Annotated in this window: 15 protein-coding genes; 11 read left to right on the top strand and 4 right to left on the bottom strand. The window is 62.3% G+C overall.

Annotated elements, in window-relative coordinates; all coding sequences use genetic code 11:
- Positions 1-52 precede the first annotated feature (52 nt).
- Together RHM69_RS24425 and cueR are read left to right on the top strand one after the other, a co-directional pair.
- A complete protein-coding gene (locus tag RHM69_RS24425) occupies positions 53-2,254 on the top strand; it encodes a heavy metal translocating P-type ATPase (protein WP_200599556.1) in 2,202 nt (733 codons plus the stop codon).
- Positions 2,251-2,652, top strand: coding sequence for a Cu(I)-responsive transcriptional regulator (gene cueR, locus RHM69_RS24420; protein ID WP_014716762.1), 402 nt, complete (start codon positions 2,251-2,253; stop codon positions 2,650-2,652). The genes RHM69_RS24425 and cueR overlap by 4 nt, the downstream gene beginning before the upstream one ends.
- Before the next feature lie 218 nt (positions 2,653-2,870).
- Here cueR and RHM69_RS24415 read toward each other — a convergent pair whose 3' ends face one another.
- Together RHM69_RS24415 and RHM69_RS24410 are read right to left on the bottom strand one after the other, a co-directional pair.
- Positions 2,871-3,770, bottom strand: coding sequence for a PA4780 family RIO1-like protein kinase (locus RHM69_RS24415; RefSeq protein ID WP_014716761.1), 900 nt, complete (start codon positions 3,768-3,770; stop codon positions 2,871-2,873).
- 134 nt (positions 3,771-3,904) lie between these two features.
- On the bottom strand, positions 3,905-5,182 hold the full coding sequence (locus RHM69_RS24410) for an acetyl-CoA C-acetyltransferase (protein ID WP_014716760.1): 1,278 nt from the start codon (positions 5,180-5,182) through the stop codon (positions 3,905-3,907).
- A 113-nt stretch (positions 5,183-5,295) separates the two neighbouring features.
- Here RHM69_RS24410 and RHM69_RS24405 point away from each other — a divergent pair, with 113 nt between their 5' ends.
- From RHM69_RS24405 to RHM69_RS24390, 4 genes are all read left to right on the top strand, one after another.
- Positions 5,296-6,648, top strand: a complete 1,353-nt coding sequence (locus RHM69_RS24405) for a 3-oxoacyl-ACP reductase (protein WP_014716759.1) — start codon at positions 5,296-5,298, stop codon at positions 6,646-6,648.
- Between the two features lie 2 nt (positions 6,649-6,650).
- On the top strand, positions 6,651-7,499 hold the full coding sequence (locus RHM69_RS24400; RefSeq protein ID WP_200599554.1) for a MaoC family dehydratase: 849 nt from the start codon (positions 6,651-6,653) through the stop codon (positions 7,497-7,499).
- Positions 7,500-7,802: 303 nt separating this feature from the next.
- Complete coding sequence (locus tag RHM69_RS24395) at positions 7,803-9,608, top strand: collagen-like triple helix repeat-containing protein (RefSeq protein ID WP_122365674.1); 1,806 nt, start codon at positions 7,803-7,805, stop codon at positions 9,606-9,608.
- Positions 9,609-9,794: 186 nt separating this feature from the next.
- Positions 9,795-11,477 (top strand): ShlB/FhaC/HecB family hemolysin secretion/activation protein, encoded by a 1,683-nt coding sequence (locus tag RHM69_RS24390; RefSeq protein ID WP_020302458.1) that lies wholly within the window; start codon positions 9,795-9,797, stop codon positions 11,475-11,477.
- Positions 11,478-12,111: 634 nt separating this feature from the next.
- On the opposite strand, the gene RHM69_RS24385 is transcribed toward RHM69_RS24390, so the two are convergent.
- The gene (locus tag RHM69_RS24385) at positions 12,112-12,516 is read right to left on the bottom strand and encodes a response regulator (RefSeq protein ID WP_200599552.1); all 405 of its coding nucleotides are present in this window, start codon (positions 12,514-12,516) and stop codon (positions 12,112-12,114) included.
- A gap of 53 nt (positions 12,517-12,569) precedes the next feature.
- Positions 12,570-12,767, bottom strand: coding sequence for a Flp family type IVb pilin (locus RHM69_RS24380; RefSeq protein ID WP_019818340.1), 198 nt, complete (start codon positions 12,765-12,767; stop codon positions 12,570-12,572).
- A 336-nt stretch (positions 12,768-13,103) separates the two neighbouring features.
- Between RHM69_RS24380 and cpaB the strand changes: the two genes are divergently transcribed.
- Genes cpaB through RHM69_RS24355 form a run of 5 tightly spaced genes read left to right on the top strand, consistent with a single transcriptional unit; the run spans position 13,104 to position 18,622 of the window.
- The gene (gene cpaB / locus RHM69_RS24375) at positions 13,104-14,048 is read left to right on the top strand and encodes a Flp pilus assembly protein CpaB (protein ID WP_014716754.1); all 945 of its coding nucleotides are present in this window, start codon (positions 13,104-13,106) and stop codon (positions 14,046-14,048) included.
- A 19-nt stretch (positions 14,049-14,067) separates the two neighbouring features.
- Entirely contained in the window at positions 14,068-15,273 is a 1,206-nt protein-coding gene (locus RHM69_RS24370; protein ID WP_014716753.1) for a type II and III secretion system protein family protein, read from the top strand.
- Positions 15,270-16,463, top strand: a complete 1,194-nt coding sequence (locus tag RHM69_RS24365) for an AAA family ATPase (protein ID WP_019818342.1) — start codon at positions 15,270-15,272, stop codon at positions 16,461-16,463. Before RHM69_RS24370 ends, RHM69_RS24365 begins: the two co-directional genes overlap by 4 nt.
- Positions 16,460-17,731, top strand: coding sequence for a CpaF family protein (locus RHM69_RS24360; RefSeq protein WP_322255319.1), 1,272 nt, complete (start codon positions 16,460-16,462; stop codon positions 17,729-17,731). The genes RHM69_RS24365 and RHM69_RS24360 overlap by 4 nt, the downstream gene beginning before the upstream one ends.
- Positions 17,732-17,740: 9 nt before the next feature.
- On the top strand, positions 17,741-18,622 hold the full coding sequence (locus tag RHM69_RS24355; protein ID WP_014716750.1) for a type II secretion system F family protein: 882 nt from the start codon (positions 17,741-17,743) through the stop codon (positions 18,620-18,622).

Below are 18,622 nucleotides of genomic sequence, written 5' to 3'. Positions count from 1 at the left end.
CCCCACAGGTTAAGGTTGATCCTAGTGGCAACTTCTTCTGGAGGACTGCCCCATGAATGGATCCACCACCTTTGACCTGCCCATCGGCGGCATGACCTGTGCCAGCTGTGCCGGGCGGGTCGAACGCGCGCTGGGCAAAGTGCCGGGCGTGCAACGTGTCAGCGTCAACCTGGCCAATGAGCGCGCGCACATCGAAGTACAGGGCCAGATGGACCCCAGCGTGCTGATCGCCGCTGTCGACAAAGCCGGCTACACCGCCACCCTGCCCCAAAGCGAAACCGCCACCGACGCCGATCAAGCCCGACGCCTACGCCGCGAGCGCTGGTCGCTGGTGGCGGGCATTCTGCTGGCGTTGCCCTTGGTGCTGCCGATGCTGGTAGAACCCTTTGGCCTGCACTGGATGCTCCCCGCCTGGATACAGTTTGCCCTGGCCACACCGGTGCAATTCATCCTGGGCGCGCGCTTTTATGTCGCCGCGTGGAAAGCCGTGCGCGCCGGCGCCGGCAATATGGACCTGCTGGTGGCGATCGGCACCAGTGCCGGCTACGGCCTGAGTATCTATGAATGGCTCACCGCCGCCCCAGGCGTGACGCCGCACCTGTACTTCGAAGCCTCGGCGGTGGTGATCGCTCTGGTGCTGCTGGGCAAATACCTGGAAAGCCGCGCCAAGCGCCAGACCGCCAGCGCCATCCGCGCCCTTGAAGCCTTGCGGCCGGAACGGGCGATCCGCGTGCAGGACGGCCGCGAAGAAGACGTCGCCATCAGTGCGTTGAAGCACGGTGACCTGGTGCTGGTCAAACCCGGCGAACGCTTCCCGGTGGACGGTGAAGTGGTGGAAGGCCTGAGCCATGCCGATGAAGCGCTGATCAGTGGCGAAAGCCTGCCGGTGCCCAAACAACCCGGCGACGCGGTCACCGGTGGCGCCATCAACGGTGAAGGCCGTTTGCTGGTGCGCACCCTGGCCCTGGGCGCAGAAAGCGTGCTGGCGCGCATCATCCGCCTGGTCGAAGACGCCCAGGCCGCCAAGGCACCGATTCAGAAACTGGTGGATAAAGTCAGCCAGGTGTTCGTGCCGGCCGTGCTGGTATTGGCGCTGATTACCGTCGTGGGCTGGTGGCTATACGGCGCCTCCCTGGAAACCGCCATCATCAATGCGGTCGCCGTATTGGTGATCGCCTGCCCTTGTGCCTTGGGCCTGGCCACGCCGACCGCGATCATGGCCGGCACCGGCGTCGCCGCGCGCCATGGCATTTTGATCAAGGATGCCGAAGCTCTGGAACGTGCCCACGCCGTGAGCGCCGTGGTGTTCGACAAAACCGGCACCCTCACCTCAGGCGCGCCCAACATTGCGCATTTGGCGGCCGTGGATGGTGACGAAGTCCTATTGTTGCAACAGGCCGGCGCCTTGCAGCGCGGCAGTGAGCACCCACTGGCCAAGGCCGTGCTGGATGCTTGCCGCGAAAAAGGCTTGGACGTGGCCGATGTGAGCGCCAGCCAATCCCTCACCGGGCGCGGCATTGCCGGTACGCTCGACGGTCGGCCACTGGCGCTGGGCAATCGCCGCTTGCTGGAAGAAACCGGCCTGGACGCAGGCGACTTGGGCCCGCGTGCCAAGGAATGGGAAGCCGAAGGCCGCACCTTGTCCTGGCTGATCGAGCAAGGTGCGCAGCCGCGCGTGCTGGGGCTGTTTGCCTTTGGCGACACGCTCAAGCCCGGCGCGTTGCAAGCCGTGCAACAACTCAAGGCGCAGCACATCAGCAGCCACCTGATCACCGGCGATAACCACGGCAGTGCACGGGTGGTGGCCGAGGCCTTGGGCATCGACGATGTGCATGCCGAAGTACTACCCGCCTATAAAGCCGCTGCCGTGGCCGAGCTGAAAAAAACCGGCGTGGTGGCCATGGTCGGCGACGGTATCAACGATGCACCAGCCCTGGCCGCTGCCGATATCGGCATCGCCATGGGCGGCGGCACCGACGTGGCCATGCACGCCGCCGGTATCACCTTGATGCGTGGCGACCCGCGCCTGGTGCCGGCCGCCCTGGAGATCAGCCGCAAGACCTACGCGAAAATTCGACAGAATCTGTTCTGGGCCTTTGTGTATAACTTGATCGGCATTCCCCTGGCCGCCTTCGGCCTGCTCAACCCGGTACTGGCTGGCGCCGCCATGGCCTTGTCCAGCGTCAGCGTGGTGAGTAACGCCCTGCTGTTGAAAACCTGGAAACCCAAGGACTTGGAGGATCAACGCCCATGAACATCGGCCAAGCCGCCCGCACCAGCGGGCTAAGCGCGAAGATGATTCGCTACTACGAAGCCATTGGCCTGCTGAAAACCGCCCACCGCACCGACAGCGGCTACCGGGTGTACGGCCACGACGACCTGCACACCCTGACGTTCATCAAGCGCTCGCGGGACCTGGGGTTTTCACTGGAAGAAGTCGGCAAGTTGCTGACCCTGTGGGAGGACCGGCAGCGGGCCAGCGCCGACGTAAAAGCCCTGGCGCGCCAGCACATCGACGAGCTGAACCACAAGATTCGTGAGCTGGGGCAACTACGCGATACCTTGCAGGACCTGATGGAGCACTGCCAAGGCGATCACCGGCCCGATTGCCCGATCCTCAAGGAGTTGGCCGCGGGCAACTGCTGCGCCTGACAGACCGTACGCAATGATCGCTCCCAAGCTCCGCGTGGGAATGCCGCTTTCGACGCTCCGCGTCACGCTTTGGGACGCAGAGCGTCCAGGGATGCATTCCCACGCAGAGCGTGGGAACGATCAATGTGGGAGCTGGCTTGCCTGCGATAGCATCACCTCGGTGTCACTGATACACCAAGGTGCCTGCATCGCAGGCAAGCCAGCTCCCACATTGTGAGTTACTGCATCCAAGGCGGCGGCGGTGGCTCGTCCGGCACTTTGCTCGGTGGCGCGTCATCCGCTGCGCGAATCGCCTGGCGACGCTCTTCATCCAGCCGCGCCGCTTCGATTTCGCGGATCACACCGCCCACATCCGCCAGTTCTTCCGGTTCGTCGAACTCACCGGTCAATACACTGGCCGGGTGCAAGGTGCCGGCTTCATACAGCGCCCACATTTCCTTGGCGTACTTGGTTTTCTTCAACTCCGGGGCAAAACGCCCGAAGTAGGAAGCCATGTTGCCGACATCGCGCTCCAGCATGCTGAACGCGTGGTTGTTGCCCGCCGCATCCACCGCCTGGGGCAGGTCGATGATTACCGGGCCCGTAGGCGTGAGCAGTACGTTGAACTCGGACAGGTCACCGTGCACCAGGCCGGTGCACAGCATCAGCACGATCTGGGAGATCAGGAAGGCGTGGTATTCGCGCGCCTGGTCCGGCTCCAGCACGACGTCATTCAGACGCGGCGCCGCATCGCCGTATTCGTCGGCCACCAGTTCCATCAACAGTACGCCTTCGAGAAAGTCGAACGGCTGGGGCACACGAACGCCCGCACCGGCCAGGCGAAACAGCGCCGCCACTTCCGCGTTCTGCCAGGCATCTTCGGTTTCTTTCTTGCCGAACTTGGAGCCCTTGGCCATGGCTCGTGCCTGGCGGCTGTTACGGACCTTACGGCCTTCCTGGTATTCGGATGCCTGACGAAAACTTCGTTTATTCGCCTCCTTGTAAACCTTGGCGCAACGCAATTCATTGCCGCAGCGCACCACATAAACAGCTGCTTCTTTACCACTCATCAGAGGGCGCAGCACTTCGTCGACCAGACCGTCTTCGATCAGGGGTTCAATGCGTTTAGGAGTCTTCATCAGCTTTTATTGTGGGTCCTGTATTACCAAACACGCGTGTGGAACTCGTTATACGGCAATCGGCTCGCCGGGGGGAGAGGCTACTGACCTCTGACCCCTTGAGAATGCATTCAATGGGCCAATTTTGTCGGCAATCAGCGTTCGATAATCGCCGTCACGCCTTGGCCACCGGCGGCACAAATGGAAATCAGCCCACGGCCCTTGCCCGCCGCATCCAACAATTTAGCCAAGTTGGCGACGATCCGCCCACCGGTGGCGGCAAACGGATGGCCCGCCGCCAGGGAACTGCCCTTGACGTTGAGCCGGCTGCGGTCGATCGACCCCAGCGGTGCGTCCAGGCCCAGGCGGGTCTTGCAATAGTCGGCGTCTTCCCAGGCCTTGAGCGTGCACAGCACTTGGGCGGCGAAGGCCTCGTGGATCTCGTAGTAATCAAAGTCCTGCAAGGTCAGGCCGTTGCGCGCCAGCAAGCGTGGCACCGCATACACCGGCGCCATCAACAGACCCTCGGCGCCGTGGACGAAATCCACCGCCGCTGCTTCGCCATCGCGCAGGTAAGCCAGGATCGGCAGGCCGCGCTCCTTGGCCCACGCCTCGCTGCCCAGCAGCACCAGAGAGGCACCATCGGTCAGCGGCGTGGAGTTACCGGCGGTGAGCGTGCCCTTTTCGCTGCGCTCGAAGGCCGGCTTGAGGCTGGCGAGTTTTTCCAGAGTCAGGTCGGGGCGCAGGTTGTTGTCGCGGGTGAGGCCGAGAAAGGGCGTGAGCAAATCGTTGTGCCAGCCTTCGGCGTAGGCCGCCGCCATCTTCTGGTGGCTCTCCAGCGCAAGCTGGTCCTGCTCGGCGCGGGGGATCTGCCAGGTCTGGGCCATCAGCTCGCAGTGCTGACCCATGGACAAACCGGTGCGCGGTTCGCCGTTGCGCGGCAGTTCCGGCTTGAGGTGATGAGGACGAAGTTGTAACAGGAGTTTTAATCTATCTCCCAGGGATTTGCTGCGGTTGGCTTGCAGCAGGATCTTGCGCAGCCCTTCATTCACACCAATCGGTGCATCCGAGGTGGTGTCCACCCCGCCGGCAATGCCGCATTCGATCTGGCCCAGGGCGATTTTATTGGCCACCAGCAGCGCCGCCTCCAGCCCCGTGCCACAGGCTTGCTGAATGTCGTACGCAGGGGTTTGCGGTGACAGGCGCGAGCCGAGCACGCATTCACGCGTCAGGTTGAAATCACGGGAATGCTTGAGCACCGCGCCGGCGGCCACCTCGCCCATGCGCAGGCCGTGCAGGTTGTAGCGCTCGATCAGGCCCTCCAGCGCGGCAGTCAGCATCGCCTGGTTACTCGCCGTGGCATAGGGGCCATTGGAACGGGCGAAAGGAATGCGGTTACCGCCAATGATCGCTACACGGCGCAATTGAGTCATGGAAAGCTCCCTTGTGGTGGTGGGTGGAATCATCAAGCCTAGCCTAGGCTCAATCGAACGACTGCCACCCCAGGGTGGTCAACCTTTGAACCCCAGCCTTCGGAGAGCGTTCCATGTCTGACCGTTATATCGACTTCGCCAACTCAAGCCTGGGCCATCGCCTGGTCGCCGCCATTGGCCTGCCGTCACCGGTACGCCTGGAACGCTGGCAAGCCGGACGCCTGCGCCCGGTCGAAGGCGCCCTGCTGCTGGGCGGTGGCGCATTGGCAACCCAGGTGCTGGCATTTGCCAACCGACTCACCGACGCCGTCTACAGCTACGGCGCCGAAGCCTCGACAGCGCCCGCGTGGATTCCAGGACACGGCCCCAAGCTCAAGGCGGTGGTGTTCGACGCCAGTGCTTTGCAACACACCGAGCAGCTCAAGCAACTGCGCGAATTCTTCCAACCGCTGCTGAAAAATCTCGACCACAGTGCACACCTGGTAATCCTTGGCCGAGCGCCGGAAAGCCTCAGCGACCCCTTCGCCGCTAGCGCCCAGCACGCCCTGGAAGGCTTCAGCCGCTCCCTGGCCAAGGAGCTGCGCAGCGGTGGCGTGCTGCAGTTGCTGTACGTGGGCGACGGCGCCGAAGATCAGTTGGAAGGCGCGCTGCGGTTTTTCCTCTCGCCCAAAAGCGCTTATATCTCCGGCCAGGTGATTCGCCTGGCGGCCTGCGATACCCCGGTGCAAGATTGGACGCGCCCGCTGGCCGGGCGCAAGGCATTGGTTACCGGCGCCGCTCGAGGCATCGGTGCCTCCATCGCCGAAACCCTGGCCCGCGACGGCGCCGAGGTCATTGTGCTCGATGTGCCCCAGGCCAAGGCCGACCTTGAAGCCCTGGCCGCACGCCTGAATGCGCGCACGGTGGTGCTGGATATCTGCGCTGAAGATGCCGCACGCCAACTGATCGAGCACCTGCCAGACGGGCTCGACATCCTGGTGCACAACGCCGGCATCACCCGCGACAAAACCCTGGCCAACATGACCCCGGAATACTGGGACGCAGTGCTGGCGGTCAACCTCAAGGCTGCGCAAGTGCTGACCAAGGCCCTGCTCGACAACGACACACTGCAAAACAACGCTCGGGTGGTGTTGCTGGCCTCCATCAGTGGCATCGCCGGCAATCGTGGGCAAACCAACTATGCCGCAAGCAAGGCCGGATTGATCGGCCTGGCTCAAGCCTGGGCGCCGCTGTTGAAGGAACGTGGGATCAGCATCAACGCCGTTGCGCCTGGGTTTATCGAAACCCAGATGACCGCGCATATCCCCTTCGCCCTGCGTGAGGCCGGGCGCCGCATGAGTTCCCTGGGTCAAGGTGGCTTGCCCCAGGATGTGGCCGAAGCCGTCGCCTGGCTGAGCCAGCCGGGCTCCGGTGCGGTCAGCGGCCAGACGCTGCGAGTGTGTGGGCAAAGTCTTCTGGGAGCGTAAGCATGCAATGGCAAACGTTGGACAGCACCCCATCTCTACTGCCGCTGTATTGGCGCGCGGCACTCAAGCGCAAGATCACCGGCAGCACATTGCCCGAACGTGGGTTGCGCTGCCGGATGAGTGTCAATCCCGGCGCGGTTGCGGCTTATCGCAAGGTATGCGGCTTTGCTGACAGCCCGATGCTGCCCGCGACTTATCCGCATATCCTCGCGTTCGGCCTGCAACTGCAATTGCTGACGGACAAGACTTTTCCATTTCCGCTGCTGGGGTTGATCCACCTGCGCAATCGCATCCGTATTCATCGGCCTTTGGGTGGAGTCGGTGACGTGAGTGTCGGTGTCTACGCACGCAATCTCAGCCCCCATCCCAAGGGGGCCACCTTTGACATCGTCACCGTTATAGAGGATGCCCTTGGGCTCTTGTGGGAAGCCGAAAGCCAAATGTTATGCCGGGGCGTGAAGCTGGAAGGCGAAGCCCTGGAGAGCGGATTGCAAACCCCAGGCACGCTCACCGAATTGACGCGCTGGAAAGCGCCCACTGACATAGGCCGCCGCTACGCACGCGTGTCTGGCGACTACAACCCCATCCACCTTAGTGCGCCTACCGCCAAGCTGTTCGGTTTTCCCCAGGCCATCGCCCACGGGTTGTGGAACAAGGCCCGCACCCTCGCGGCGCTGGCAGAACACTTGCCGGCCGCCAATATTGAAATTGACGTCGAGTTCATGAAGCCGGTGCGCCTGCCCAGTGAAGTGATATTAATAAGTAGCGCGGCCGGTTCCAGCGGAGGGTGGGAACTCAAAGGCGCTGGGGATATTCAACACATGCGGGGCAACTGGCAGCCGATTTCCTGAAAACCCCCTGATTAATTGTATATATACACCCTAAGTTATAGCGGACCTTGAGAGGTCCGCCGCTTTTTTACAAGCCTTTGATTTTAATCATCTAAACAATCCGAAACACCCTCCCATTACACCTTTGGTATTAGTTCCTAAGCCGACTAAGCCCGGGTGTATATAAATCGTTAATACCAAGTTGAGCATTGCGTGAAAGAGTGCCCTGGCCTGAGATAGCCACACGGACAAACCTATCGTTATCCAAAGAAATAACGAGGGTTTGAAACAACCAAGGTTGTACCAGGTGCAAGGAACTCAATCATGAAAACTCAAGTCGTGTTTTGGAAAGCAAGTACCGCGCTGGCCCTCGTTCTGGCAATGAGCCTGGGCGGCTGCAGCAGCGGTGGTGGCGGGCATAAATCCAGCGTGGCGGCGTCATCGCCGGATGCGGGTGCAGGCGCCGGAGGCGGCACAGGTGGAGGTACTGGTGGCGGTGATGGCGGTACAGGCGGTGGGACCGGTGGTGGCACAGGCGGCGGTGACGGCGGCACTGGCGGTGGAACCGGTGGTGGCACGGGCGGCGGTGACGGCGGCACTGGCGGTGGAACCGGTGGTGGCACGGGCGGTGGTGACGGCGGCACTGGCGGTGGTACTGGTGGCGGCACTGGCGGCGGCACCGGCGGCGGTACTGGCGGTGGTACTGGTGGCGGCACCGGCGGCGGCACTGGCGGTGGTACTGGTGGCGGCACCGGCGGTGGTACTGGTGGCGGCACTGGTGGCGGCACTGGTGGCGGCACTGGTGGCGGCACTGGTTCGACAACCACCCCACTGGTCACCGGCCAGATCGCCGGCACCCTTGGCACCACAGTCGGCAATGTCGGTACAGCGGTCGGTAACCTGGGTTCGACGTTGAATGGCGTACCCATCGTCGGCGCAACCGCTGGCGGCCTGGTCACCTCGGCAGGCACCGCTGTTAACAGCATCGGCACTGGCGTAACCGCCGGCTTGGGCTCACTGGGCACCAACACCAACTCCCTGGGCACCACGGTAGCAGGCGTAGGTAATGGGGTGGCCGATTTGGGCGGCGGCCTCTCGACCACCGGCCAATCTCTGTCAACCACCCTCGGGGGAGTTCCCGTCGTCGGCGGTGTGACAGGCGGAGTAGGCACTGCGGTAGGTGGCGTTGTGGATAAAGTCGGCACCACCGTCACCATGCTCGGCGATACCCTCAGCACGGCCAGCACCACGGGCCCACTGGGTTCATTGACCAATACCTTAGGCAGCAAAGTAGTGGTGCCTGTAGTGTCGCTGGTGGAAAACACCACCGGCAACCTGGGCAACGCAACCGGCTTGGGCGCTCCACTCAATGGCGTACTGGATAAAGTCGGTTCGGCTGTCACTGGCCTGGGTACTCAAGTCGCCAGCACTGGCGGCACGGGCAACCCGGTCACCGGTATTGTCGGCACCGTGCTCACTGGCGTCGGTGGCACACTGGATAAATCGGGCGGTTATGTGGCCCCAACCGGTGGCACCTCGGCTCCCGGCATTCCAGAGCTGGTGGGTGGCCTGGTGGCTAACGTAGGTACCGGCCTGAACGTGGGCAACACCAACGGCACCGTCAGTGCAGCGGGTGTGACCGGTGGTGCAGTCGGCGGCACCGTTGCGTCGCTGGGCACTGTGCTGGGTGGCACAGGTGTAGCAAACACCGCGGCTACCGCACCGGTCGCCACCGTGGCGGCCAATGTCGGCGCAGCGCTCAATCCTGTGACCAGCGGCGTCACCAACCTGACGCAAACCATCGGCACGACTACCGGTGTGGGTGCTCCGGTGAATGGTTTGGTCACTCAAGTCGGCGGCGCAGTCAGCAGCTTGGGTACCAACCTGACGGCGGCCAACGCCAACCCGATCACCAACGCGGTAGGCACCACCGTCACAGCGGTCGGCGGCACCGTCGCCTCGGTGGGTGGCCTGGTGACGGGCGGCACCACTGGCGGCACCAGCGGTGGTTTGCTCGGTGGCCTGAATATCGGCACCACCGCCACAGCAACCGGCACGGCCACAACCACAGGCGGCACTACGGCCACTGGCGGTCTGGGCGGTTTGTTGAACGGCCTGACCGGCAAATAGAAATGCACCTGGCCGATTAGACGGCCTCCCCTACAGCGCCTACGCTTGGTTGAGACGAGAGACCTTTAATAAGTCTCTCGTCTTTTTTATGGGCGGCGACACGCTTTATCAATCGCCACCCTCCCGAACCGAGTCCCAGAACCCGGCGGGCCCGAAGCGCTGCTGCAGTTGACCATGGAGTGTCCTATGCGCGTGTTGACGCCGTTGTTATTGCTCACCCTCAGTGCCTACGTCCAGGCCGAGACCCTTCCCAGCTTTCTTAACAGCAACGACACTGTCCGCACCCTGCCGGTGCCCAACCTGCCCGCCGACGCCTACCGACCACCCTCGTCGAAAACCCAGGTACCTGAAGCGCCACCGACTGCCGGTCAGCCGCTGTTGATGGACACCAAGGTCACTATTCGAAAGTTGCAGATCGAAGGCGGAACGGTCTACCCGCTCGCCGAGACGGCACAGGTGTATGCGCCGTTGATTGGACGAGAAACCAACCTCGCCCAACTGATTGAAGCGACCCGTGGGATCACCCGCCGTTACCAGGAGGATGGCTACCTGCTGTCCTACGCGTTCCTGCCGCAACAGAATTTCGAAAACGGCCTGGTCCGCGTGGTACTGGTGGAGGGCTACATCAAGGACTATCAACAAACCGGCGACATCGGTTCGGTGTCGGCCTACGTCGATAAACTCGCGCAGAAGCTCCTGGCTGAGCGCCCGCTGACCCGCAAGACTTTCGAGCGCTACACCACGCTGATGAGCCGCATCCCCGGCCTCAGCGTACAGGCGCAAGTACCGCCACCGGGCACCACTGATGGCGCCACGCACATGCAGATCCAGGCCAGCCGCAAACCTTTCACCACCAGCATGAGCCTGGTGCAAAAAAGCCGTGGCGGCACGCAAGCGTTGCTGAGCGCCACCAGCAATTCCCAGACGTCCATGGGCGAGCAGCTCAGCGTCAGCGGCCTGTTCCCACCCGGCGAGGACAAAGAACACTACTACCGTGTGGACTACAACCAGTTCATCAACGCCGAGGGCACCCAACTGGCGCTCGCCGCCGAACGCTATCGCGCCGACCCCAACAGCAGCGTGCAACTGGACGGCGGTTTCGAACTCAAGCCGCACCAGTCCATCGACCGCTACTCCATTGGCCTGAGCCATCCGTTCATCGCCTCCCCCACCGAGTCGCTCACCCTGGGCACGCGCCTGTACGCGGTCGACCAGACCACGCGCTATAAACTGGTGGGCTACCCGCTGCGTTTCGACATCGAATCCAACCTGCGCGCCCTGGCCTTCGAAGGCGATTGGCGCAAAGCCGACGCGCAACGCCTGCGCATCATCAGTGGTGGTCTGTACCAGGGCATCGACGGTCTGGGCGCCAAGGCCCGCAGTGACCTGGGCGTGGCCAAACCCGACCTCGACTTCTTCCGCCTGCGCCTTTCCGGCGTGCAAAGCGACAAGTTCTTCGACAACTGGCAAGGCGTGTTGTCGGGTGCGCTGTACTGGAGCGACAACACCCTGCCCGACAGCGAACGCGCGACCTTCGGCGGGCAGAATTTCGGCCGTGGCTACCCGGACGACCAAGGCTCGGGCGACAAGGGCTGGGGGGTGGCGTACGAGGTCAACTACAGCTTCAACCGCACCGGCAACTGGGTGAAGATCCTGCAACCCTACGTCGTAGTCGACCGCGCCAAATCCTGGTTCAACGACCTGCCGGTCAAGGCCAACGACATGTCCTCGGCGGCGGTGGGTTTACGTTTTGGCGACAAGAAGTACTACAACATCGCGCTGGAGGCGGCCAAGCCAATGTCGGATATCGCCCTGGACAGCTTTAATCGCAGGCCGCGATATACGCTGAGTTTCAGTTATCAACTGTGATGAGGGCACCTGTAATCAACGTGGGAGCGGGCTTGCTCGCGAAGGCAGTGTGTCAGTCAATGAATCTTTAACTGAACCACCGCTATCGCAGACAAGCCAGCTCCCACAAGGGTCTGTGTTGCTCACAGAATCAGTGCCCGACACAGATCCCAGCGACCTGACAGCCGAACCCCCTCTACCTGAGCCCCCGCAATCAAACGGTGGGAGCTGGCTTGCCTGCGATGAGGGCCGGACAGTCGGCGACTAAGTGCCTGGCACCCCGCGAGCCAAATGTGGGAGCGGGCTTGCTCGCGAAGGCAGTGTGTCAGTCAATGAATCTTTAACTGAACCACCGCTATCGCAGGCAAGCCAGCTCCCACAAGGGTCTGTGTTGCTCACAGAATCAGTGCCCGACACAGATCCCAGCGACCTGACAGCCGAACCCCCTCTACCTGAGCCCCCGCAATCAAACTGTGGGAGCTGGCTTGCCTGCGATAACGGCCGGACAGTCGGCGACTAAGTGCCTGGCACCCCACGAGCCAAATGTGGGAGCGGGCTTGCTCGCGAAGGCAGTGTGTCAGTCAATGAATCTTTAACTGAACCACCGCTATCGCAGGCAAGCCAGCTCCCACATTTGATAAGCGGTGCCGGTCCGTTACCGACCAGGTGTAGAGAGGGGAAACAGGCTATTGAGGGTATCGAGCAAGCGAGCCAGGTAGATCGGCTTGCGAAACAGATCCAGCACCTGCAAGCGCAGCATATCGCTGACATCATCCATTTCCGCATGGCCAGACATCACGATCACAGGCAAATGCGAGCGTGAGGTGTGTTCGCGCAGGCGCTTGATCAAGGAGATACCGCTTTCCTCGGGCATGCGCAGATCGGTGATGACCAGGGCGATATCGGGGTTAAGTGTCAATTCTTGCAAGGCGAAGGTGACGGAAGTCGCGGTAAAACAGACGAATCCCTCGTTTTCGAGGGATTCGGCCAACTCGATCAGCGCATCCTCCTCGTCATCCACCAATAGGATTTGTTGGCGGGATGACAAAAGGGTGCTCATGGGCGGTACCTGATAAATGAGACCACCAAGAGAACAATCGAAAGCATCGACGGTTAGGCCGCTGGCGTTAATGCAACGACTACCTTATCTAAAACGCCTTTAATTTTTTCGCCAAGCCCAGTGCCAACACCCACTATTACCAACGCAACTATCGCCACAATAATCACATATTCAATGGCCGACGCCCCGTCTCTACGGCGCAGGAATAACTGAGCGTGAATGTAAAATTTCAAGAACAGGTCAAGGATCATATGAGATCTCCTTCATGCGCCACAAAGCGCCGATACAGCTGACCCGCACAATGATTGCCGTGTGCCACTAGAGCATTGTCAACAAATTTAACACTCACAACTGTAAGAACGAATTAATCATAAAGTATTAGTCGCCGCGCCAGCCCCACAAATCCGTTATTTACAGCCCTCGCTTTAACCGCGCAGATAAATTTTTCATTCAGTAATGGCAATTTGTCCTAGCTGGGCTACCTTCAAATAGCCAAATCGTTAGTTGTTCATCACAGCCCAGTTGCGAATTTAACTCGTTTGGATTAACGGGAATAAAAGCAGTGCAACAGGATAGGGAGCGCCGTCATGAACAGTCGTATCAGCATGGTCCTGGCTGGCTTGCTGCTTATCGGAGCCCTGGTTGCAGGGTATTGGGGCCTGGTGCTGAGCCGTCCGCCGGCACCCGCCGTAGCGCCCTCGCCAGCACCTGTCATTTCCGTTGAAAAAACCGTTGCTGTCGTGGAAGACCAGACCCGCCAGCCGGTCGTGGTGCTGGTGCACGCGGTTGCGCCTTTTGTGCCCCTCACCGCTGCCGATGTCGCCGTGGAAAAACTGCGCACCGTGCCGGCTGGCAGCCTGACCAGCGTTGACCAGGCCATCGGCCGCACGCCCTTGCGGGCCCTGGGTGCCGGCACCTGGCTCAATGATGAGAGCTTCACCGCCGGCGGCCCCCTGGCCCGCATGATTCGTACAAACGAACGCGCACTGGCCGTCGCCGTCGATGAGGTCATCGGTGCCGGTGGCCAGTTGAGCCCCGGCGATTACGTGGATGTCTTGCTGTTCTTGCGCCAGGACAATGCCAATGCCGAGCAGTCGGCGCAGGTGGTCATCCCAGCGATTCGCCTGCTCAGCGTCGGCGACCAGTTGGGCTTGGCCAACGACGGCACCCCGGCCGTACCGCCACCCGCCACCGCCGAAGAACGCGCCCAGGCTGCCCAACGCCGCACTGCCGCGCGTAGTGTGGTGCTGGCGGTGCCCGAACCCTTGCTGAGCCGACTGATGCTCGCCTCCCAAGCCGGCACGCTGCGCCTGGCCGTGCGCAGTGCCGACGAACAATTGCTCAGCCGCTACTGGGCCGGCGAAAGCGACACCCCGGACAAGGTGCAAAGCGCCAACCGCGATCTCTACCAATTCACCCAATTGGCCCTCAGCGGCCCGCCGAAAAAAATCACCCCCGCGGTGGCCGACACCGGCCAGCGTCGGGGCGTCGAAGTGATTCGCGGCGCGGCGGCGGCACAACCTACCCCCTGATTGAACAAGGATGCCTTGAATGAGCCAACGCTACGCTCAATTGGCCTTGGCCTTGATGCTGCCGTGCCTGCCCCTGGGCATGGCGATGGGCGCATCGGGCAACTGCAACACCCTGGGCCAACTGCCCGCTGTGATCGAGGTGGGCGAAGGCTTGCAGACCGAGCTGCAATCGCCGGTAGCGATTACGCGCCTGGCTATCGGCGATCCGAAAATCGCCGACGTGCGGGTCAACGGCGACCGCCACTTTCTGCTCACCGGTGTCGGCAGCGGTGCCACCAGCCTGATGGTGTGGACCGGCTGCTCGACCACGCCGCGTCAGAGCATGGTGTTCGTTAAAGGCAAGGCCACCTCGGCGCTGACCAGCCAATCGCTGTCGCCCTCCGAAGACCCGACGCTGCCCAGCCAGGTGCAGACCGATATTCGCTTCGTCGAGGTCAGCCGCACCAAGCTCAAGGAAGCCAGCACCAAGATCCTGGGCATGGGCAACAATTTCTTCCTCGGCAGCCCAAGCTTGCTGTCCCCTTCAGAGGGCATCTTCAAATTGCCGGTGAGCGCTGACAGCTTCAACATCGGTTTTGGCGGTGGCCGGGTCAAGGCGCTGATCAACGCCCTGGAAAGCAGTGGCTTCGCCTACACCCTCGCACGCCCGAGCCTGGTGGCCATGAGCGGCCAGAGCGCAACCTTCCTGGCCGGCGGCGAAGTGCCGATTCCGGTGCCCAGTGCCGGCAGCGATACCATCACCATCGAGTACAAGGAGTTTGGCATTCGCCTGACCCTCACGCCCACGGTCATCGACCACAACCGCATCGCCTTGAAGGTCGCCCCGGAAGTCAGCGAGCTGGACTACAACAACGCGATCCGGATTGAGGGCATCCAGGTGCCTGCCCTGACCGTCAGGCGCACCGACACCAGTGTGTCACTGGCCGATGGCGAAAGCTTTGTGATCAGCGGCCTGATCAGCAGCACCAACCGCTCCACCATCGCCAAGCTCCCGGGCCTGGGCGATATCCCGATCCTTGGTGCGTTTTTCCGCGACTCCAATATCAACAGCGAAGAAAAAGAACTGCTGATGATTGTCACGCCGCATCTGGTCCAGCCACTGGCTGCCAATGCGCAGTTGCCGTCGCTGCCCGGCGAAAAACTGCGCACCTATGACCCGAATTGGTTCCGGCTGTTCTTCCTGGAAAACGGCAACTTCGACCGTCGCAGTGGACTTTCCCAATGAGCGATAGCCTGAGCCAGACCTTCCTGGCAATCACCCGCAACAGCACCGACCTGGAATGGCTCCAAGGTGCACTGGCGCCCCTTGGCCAAGTGATCAGCGTGGGCGGCGGCAGCCTGGATGAATTGTTGGCACTGGTGGACGTGACCTTCGCCAACCTGGTGTTCGTGGGTCTGGACCGTGAACACCTGGTGGCCCAGAGCGCCTTGATCGAAGGCGCCCTGGAAGCCAAGCCGATGTTGGCGGTGGTGGCCTTGGGCGACGGCATGGACAACCAGTTGGTGCTCAACGCCATGCGTGCCGGTGCCCGGGATTTTGTCGCCTATGGCTCGCGCTCCAGCGAAGTGGCCGGGCTGGTGCGGCGCCTGAGCAAGCGCTTGCCGCCCACCGCGCCGAACGCCCACCTCGGCGGCCTCACCGTGCTCTACGGTGCCCAGGGCAACACCGATGGCGCCTTGCTGGCAAGCCACTTGGCGATGGTGGTGCAAAAAAGCGGCCAGCAGACGCTGATGCTCGACCTCGGCCTGCCCAGGGGCGACAGCCTGGCGCTGCTGGGCCTGGACAGCACCTTCAATTTCGGCGACGCCTTGCGCCACCTGCGCCGCCTGGACGCCACGCTCATCAACAGCGCCTTCACCAGCACCGACGACGGCCTGCGGATCCTTGCCTACGCCGCCAGCGATGAACCCTTGGAAATGACCAGCGCCGCCGAGCTGTACATGTTGCTCAGCGCCTTGCGCCAGCACTTCCAGCACATCGTGGTCAACCTCACCGGGCAAGCGGACAGCGAAGCCCTGCGTACCTTTGTCAGCCACTGCGACAAGTTGCTGTGGTGCACCGACCAGGGCGTGCTCGACTGTCGGCGTAACCTGGCGGTGCTGAACCTGTGGCGCGAAAAAGGCATGAAGCTCGACCATGCCAAGCTGCTCGTCGATCGCTACATCAAAGCCTGTGCCCCCGACACCGAAGCCCTGGAAAAAAGCTTCGGCCTGGAGTGCATCGCCGTGCTGCCCCTGAGCCCAGAAGTGCGCCTGAACGCCAAAAACCAGGGGCAAAGCCTGTTCACCCTGGCCCCCCGCGAAGCCTTGACCCAAGCCCTGCGTCACCTGGGCGAGCGCCTGGCCAAACGTACCGAAGGCTTGGATAAACCCTCGACACGCTGGTTCGAACGCCTGCTGGGGGCGAGTCGATGAACGGCGAAAAACTCTTCGGCGCCCCGGCCCGTGGAAGCGCCGCGCACAACGACCATGATGGCCTGAAACTGGTGCTGCATCGCTACATCATCGATGCCATCGAAGAGTCGGGCCAGAATCTGCTGGAAGGCTCGCGCCAATCCCTGGCGCAATTTGTCATCGACAAAGTGGCCGAATACATCACGCGCATGCACCTGGCGATCTCGCGCTATGAAATGGAGCGCCTGGCCGAGGAAATCGTCGACGAGCTGACTGGCTTCGGCCCGCTGGAAGTGCTACTGCGCGATGTGTCGATCACCGAGATTCTGGTCAACGGCCCGCACCGGGTGTTTATCGAGCGTGACGGAGTACTCCATCAGAGCGATCTGCGTTTTATCGACGCGCACCATGTAGAACGCGTCATGCAGCGCATTCTCGCGCCCCTTGGAAGGCGCCTGGATGAGTCGTCACCGATGGTCGATGCGCGCTTGCCAGATGGCAGCCGGGTCAATGCGATCATCCCGCCGATTGCCATGGACGGTCCCTGCCTGTCGATCCGCAAGTTTCGCAAGGACATGCTCAAGAGCAGCGACCTGGTGGCGATGCAGACCATCGACCACCCTATTTTCGAGTTCTTCCAGGAAGCGGTGGGCAAGCGCTGCAATATCCTCATCAGTGGCGGCACAGGCACCGGCAAGACCACGCTACTCAATATCCTCAGCCAATTGATCAACCCCCACGAACGCCTGGTCACCATCGAAGACGTGGCCGAGCTGCAACTGGGCCACCCCCACGTGGTGCGCCTGGAAACCCGCCCGCCCAATGCCGAGGGGCATGGCGAGGTCAAGGCCAGCGACCTGATTCGCAACGCCCTGCGGATGCGCCCGGACCGCATCATCCTTGGCGAGATCCGTGGCGTCGAAGTGCTCGACGTAATGACGGCCATGAACACCGGCCATGACGGTTCCATGAGCACCGTGCACGCCAACAATGCCCAGGACGCGCTATTGCGCCTGGAAACCCTGGTGGGTCTGACCGGCCGTGTGGTGGCGGAGAAAACCCTGCGGCAGATGATCTGCGCCGCACTGGATGTGGTGATCCAGTTGACGCGCCTGCCCGATGGGCGCCGTTGCGTCAGCGAGGTGGTAGAAGTGGTGGGCGTGCGCGACGACGTGTATGTCACCAACACCCTGTTCCGCCTCGACCGCCGTACCGGTTTTGGCTTCCTGCGCGAAGCGCTCAACCCGGCCGGCGACAAGCTGCGGCGTGAATCGGCATTGCCGTTGTAGAGAGGGCTTATGACCGGACTTGTCTTGCTGCTCATTTGCATCCTGCTGATCAGCCTGTCCGTCTGGCTGTTCCAGCGAGGGCTGCGCCAGGCCGGTACCGATCGGGTGCTGGAGCGGCTCTCCGATGGCCAGCCGGTAGCCCAGGAGCCGAACGGCAGCTGGGTTGCGCTGGAGCGCATGTTCCAGCGCGCCGGCCTGGGCAAGCCCACCGACCGCCTGGGGTTGTGGCTGAGTGGCTGGACCGCGGGCATGTTGCTGGGCTATCTGCTGGCCGGCGGGCTGGGACTGTTGGCCATGCTGATCCTGCCGCCGCTGCTGCTGCGGGTGTATATCGCCTGGCGCTACCAACGGCGAGTGCAGCGCATGGTCGAACAATTGCCGCAGCTGCTGGACCACAGCGTGCGCAGCCTCAAGTCTGGGCGCACCCTGGCGGACGCTGTGCTGGGTGCGATCGACAGCACCGAAGCGCCGCTCAAACAGGCGATGAGCCGCATCCAGCGTAACGTGCAAATGGGCGTGAGCCTGCCGGAGTCGGTCAGCGACTTTGCCGAGTTTTACGAACGCGATGAGTTCCGCCTGTTTGCCCTGGGCCTGAAGGTCAACCACCGCTACGGCGGCAACGCCAGCGAGCTGCTGGAAAACCTGATCAAGATGATCCGCGAGCGCGAACAGGGTGCGCGCCAACTCAAGGCCATGACCGGCGAAACGCGCATGACCGCCTATGTGCTGGCGGGCTTGCCCATCGCCATGGTCGGCTACTTTTTGATGGTCAACCCAGGCTACCTGATGAGCATGTGGAACGACGGTACAGGGCGCTACCTGCTGCTGGCCGCGGTGGCGCTCGACATCACGGGCACCTTCGTCATGTGGCGCATGTTGCGGAGTATTTGA

It is taken from the genome of Pseudomonas sp. CCI1.1 (genome assembly GCF_034348165.1).
GTDB classification, from domain to species: domain Bacteria; phylum Pseudomonadota; class Gammaproteobacteria; order Pseudomonadales; family Pseudomonadaceae; genus Aquipseudomonas; species Aquipseudomonas paracarnis.
This window is presented reverse-complemented; position numbering and strand designations above follow the sequence as displayed.

Coding starts and splice junctions, on each gene's coding strand:
- RHM69_RS24360 (WP_322255319.1), top strand. CDS start 16,460: ATGAACGGCGAAAAACTCTTCGGCGCCCCGGCCCGTGGAAGCGCCGCG.
- RHM69_RS24370 (WP_014716753.1), top strand. CDS start 14,068: ATGAGCCAACGCTACGCTCAATTGGCCTTGGCCTTGATGCTGCCGTGC.
- cpaB (WP_014716754.1), top strand. CDS start 13,104: ATGAACAGTCGTATCAGCATGGTCCTGGCTGGCTTGCTGCTTATCGGA.
- cueR (WP_014716762.1), top strand. CDS start 2,251: ATGAACATCGGCCAAGCCGCCCGCACCAGCGGGCTAAGCGCGAAGATG.
- RHM69_RS24365 (WP_019818342.1), top strand. CDS start 15,270: ATGAGCGATAGCCTGAGCCAGACCTTCCTGGCAATCACCCGCAACAGC.
- RHM69_RS24395 (WP_122365674.1), top strand. CDS start 7,803: ATGAAAACTCAAGTCGTGTTTTGGAAAGCAAGTACCGCGCTGGCCCTC.
- RHM69_RS24355 (WP_014716750.1), top strand. CDS start 17,741: ATGACCGGACTTGTCTTGCTGCTCATTTGCATCCTGCTGATCAGCCTG.
- RHM69_RS24410 (WP_014716760.1), bottom strand. CDS start 5,182: ATGACTCAATTGCGCCGTGTAGCGATCATTGGCGGTAACCGCATTCCT.
- RHM69_RS24425 (WP_200599556.1), top strand. CDS start 53: ATGAATGGATCCACCACCTTTGACCTGCCCATCGGCGGCATGACCTGT.
- RHM69_RS24385 (WP_200599552.1), bottom strand. CDS start 12,516: ATGAGCACCCTTTTGTCATCCCGCCAACAAATCCTATTGGTGGATGAC.
- RHM69_RS24380 (WP_019818340.1), bottom strand. CDS start 12,767: ATGATCCTTGACCTGTTCTTGAAATTTTACATTCACGCTCAGTTATTC.
- RHM69_RS24415 (WP_014716761.1), bottom strand. CDS start 3,770: ATGAAGACTCCTAAACGCATTGAACCCCTGATCGAAGACGGTCTGGTC.
- RHM69_RS24405 (WP_014716759.1), top strand. CDS start 5,296: ATGTCTGACCGTTATATCGACTTCGCCAACTCAAGCCTGGGCCATCGC.
- RHM69_RS24390 (WP_020302458.1), top strand. CDS start 9,795: ATGCGCGTGTTGACGCCGTTGTTATTGCTCACCCTCAGTGCCTACGTC.
- RHM69_RS24400 (WP_200599554.1), top strand. CDS start 6,651: ATGCAATGGCAAACGTTGGACAGCACCCCATCTCTACTGCCGCTGTAT.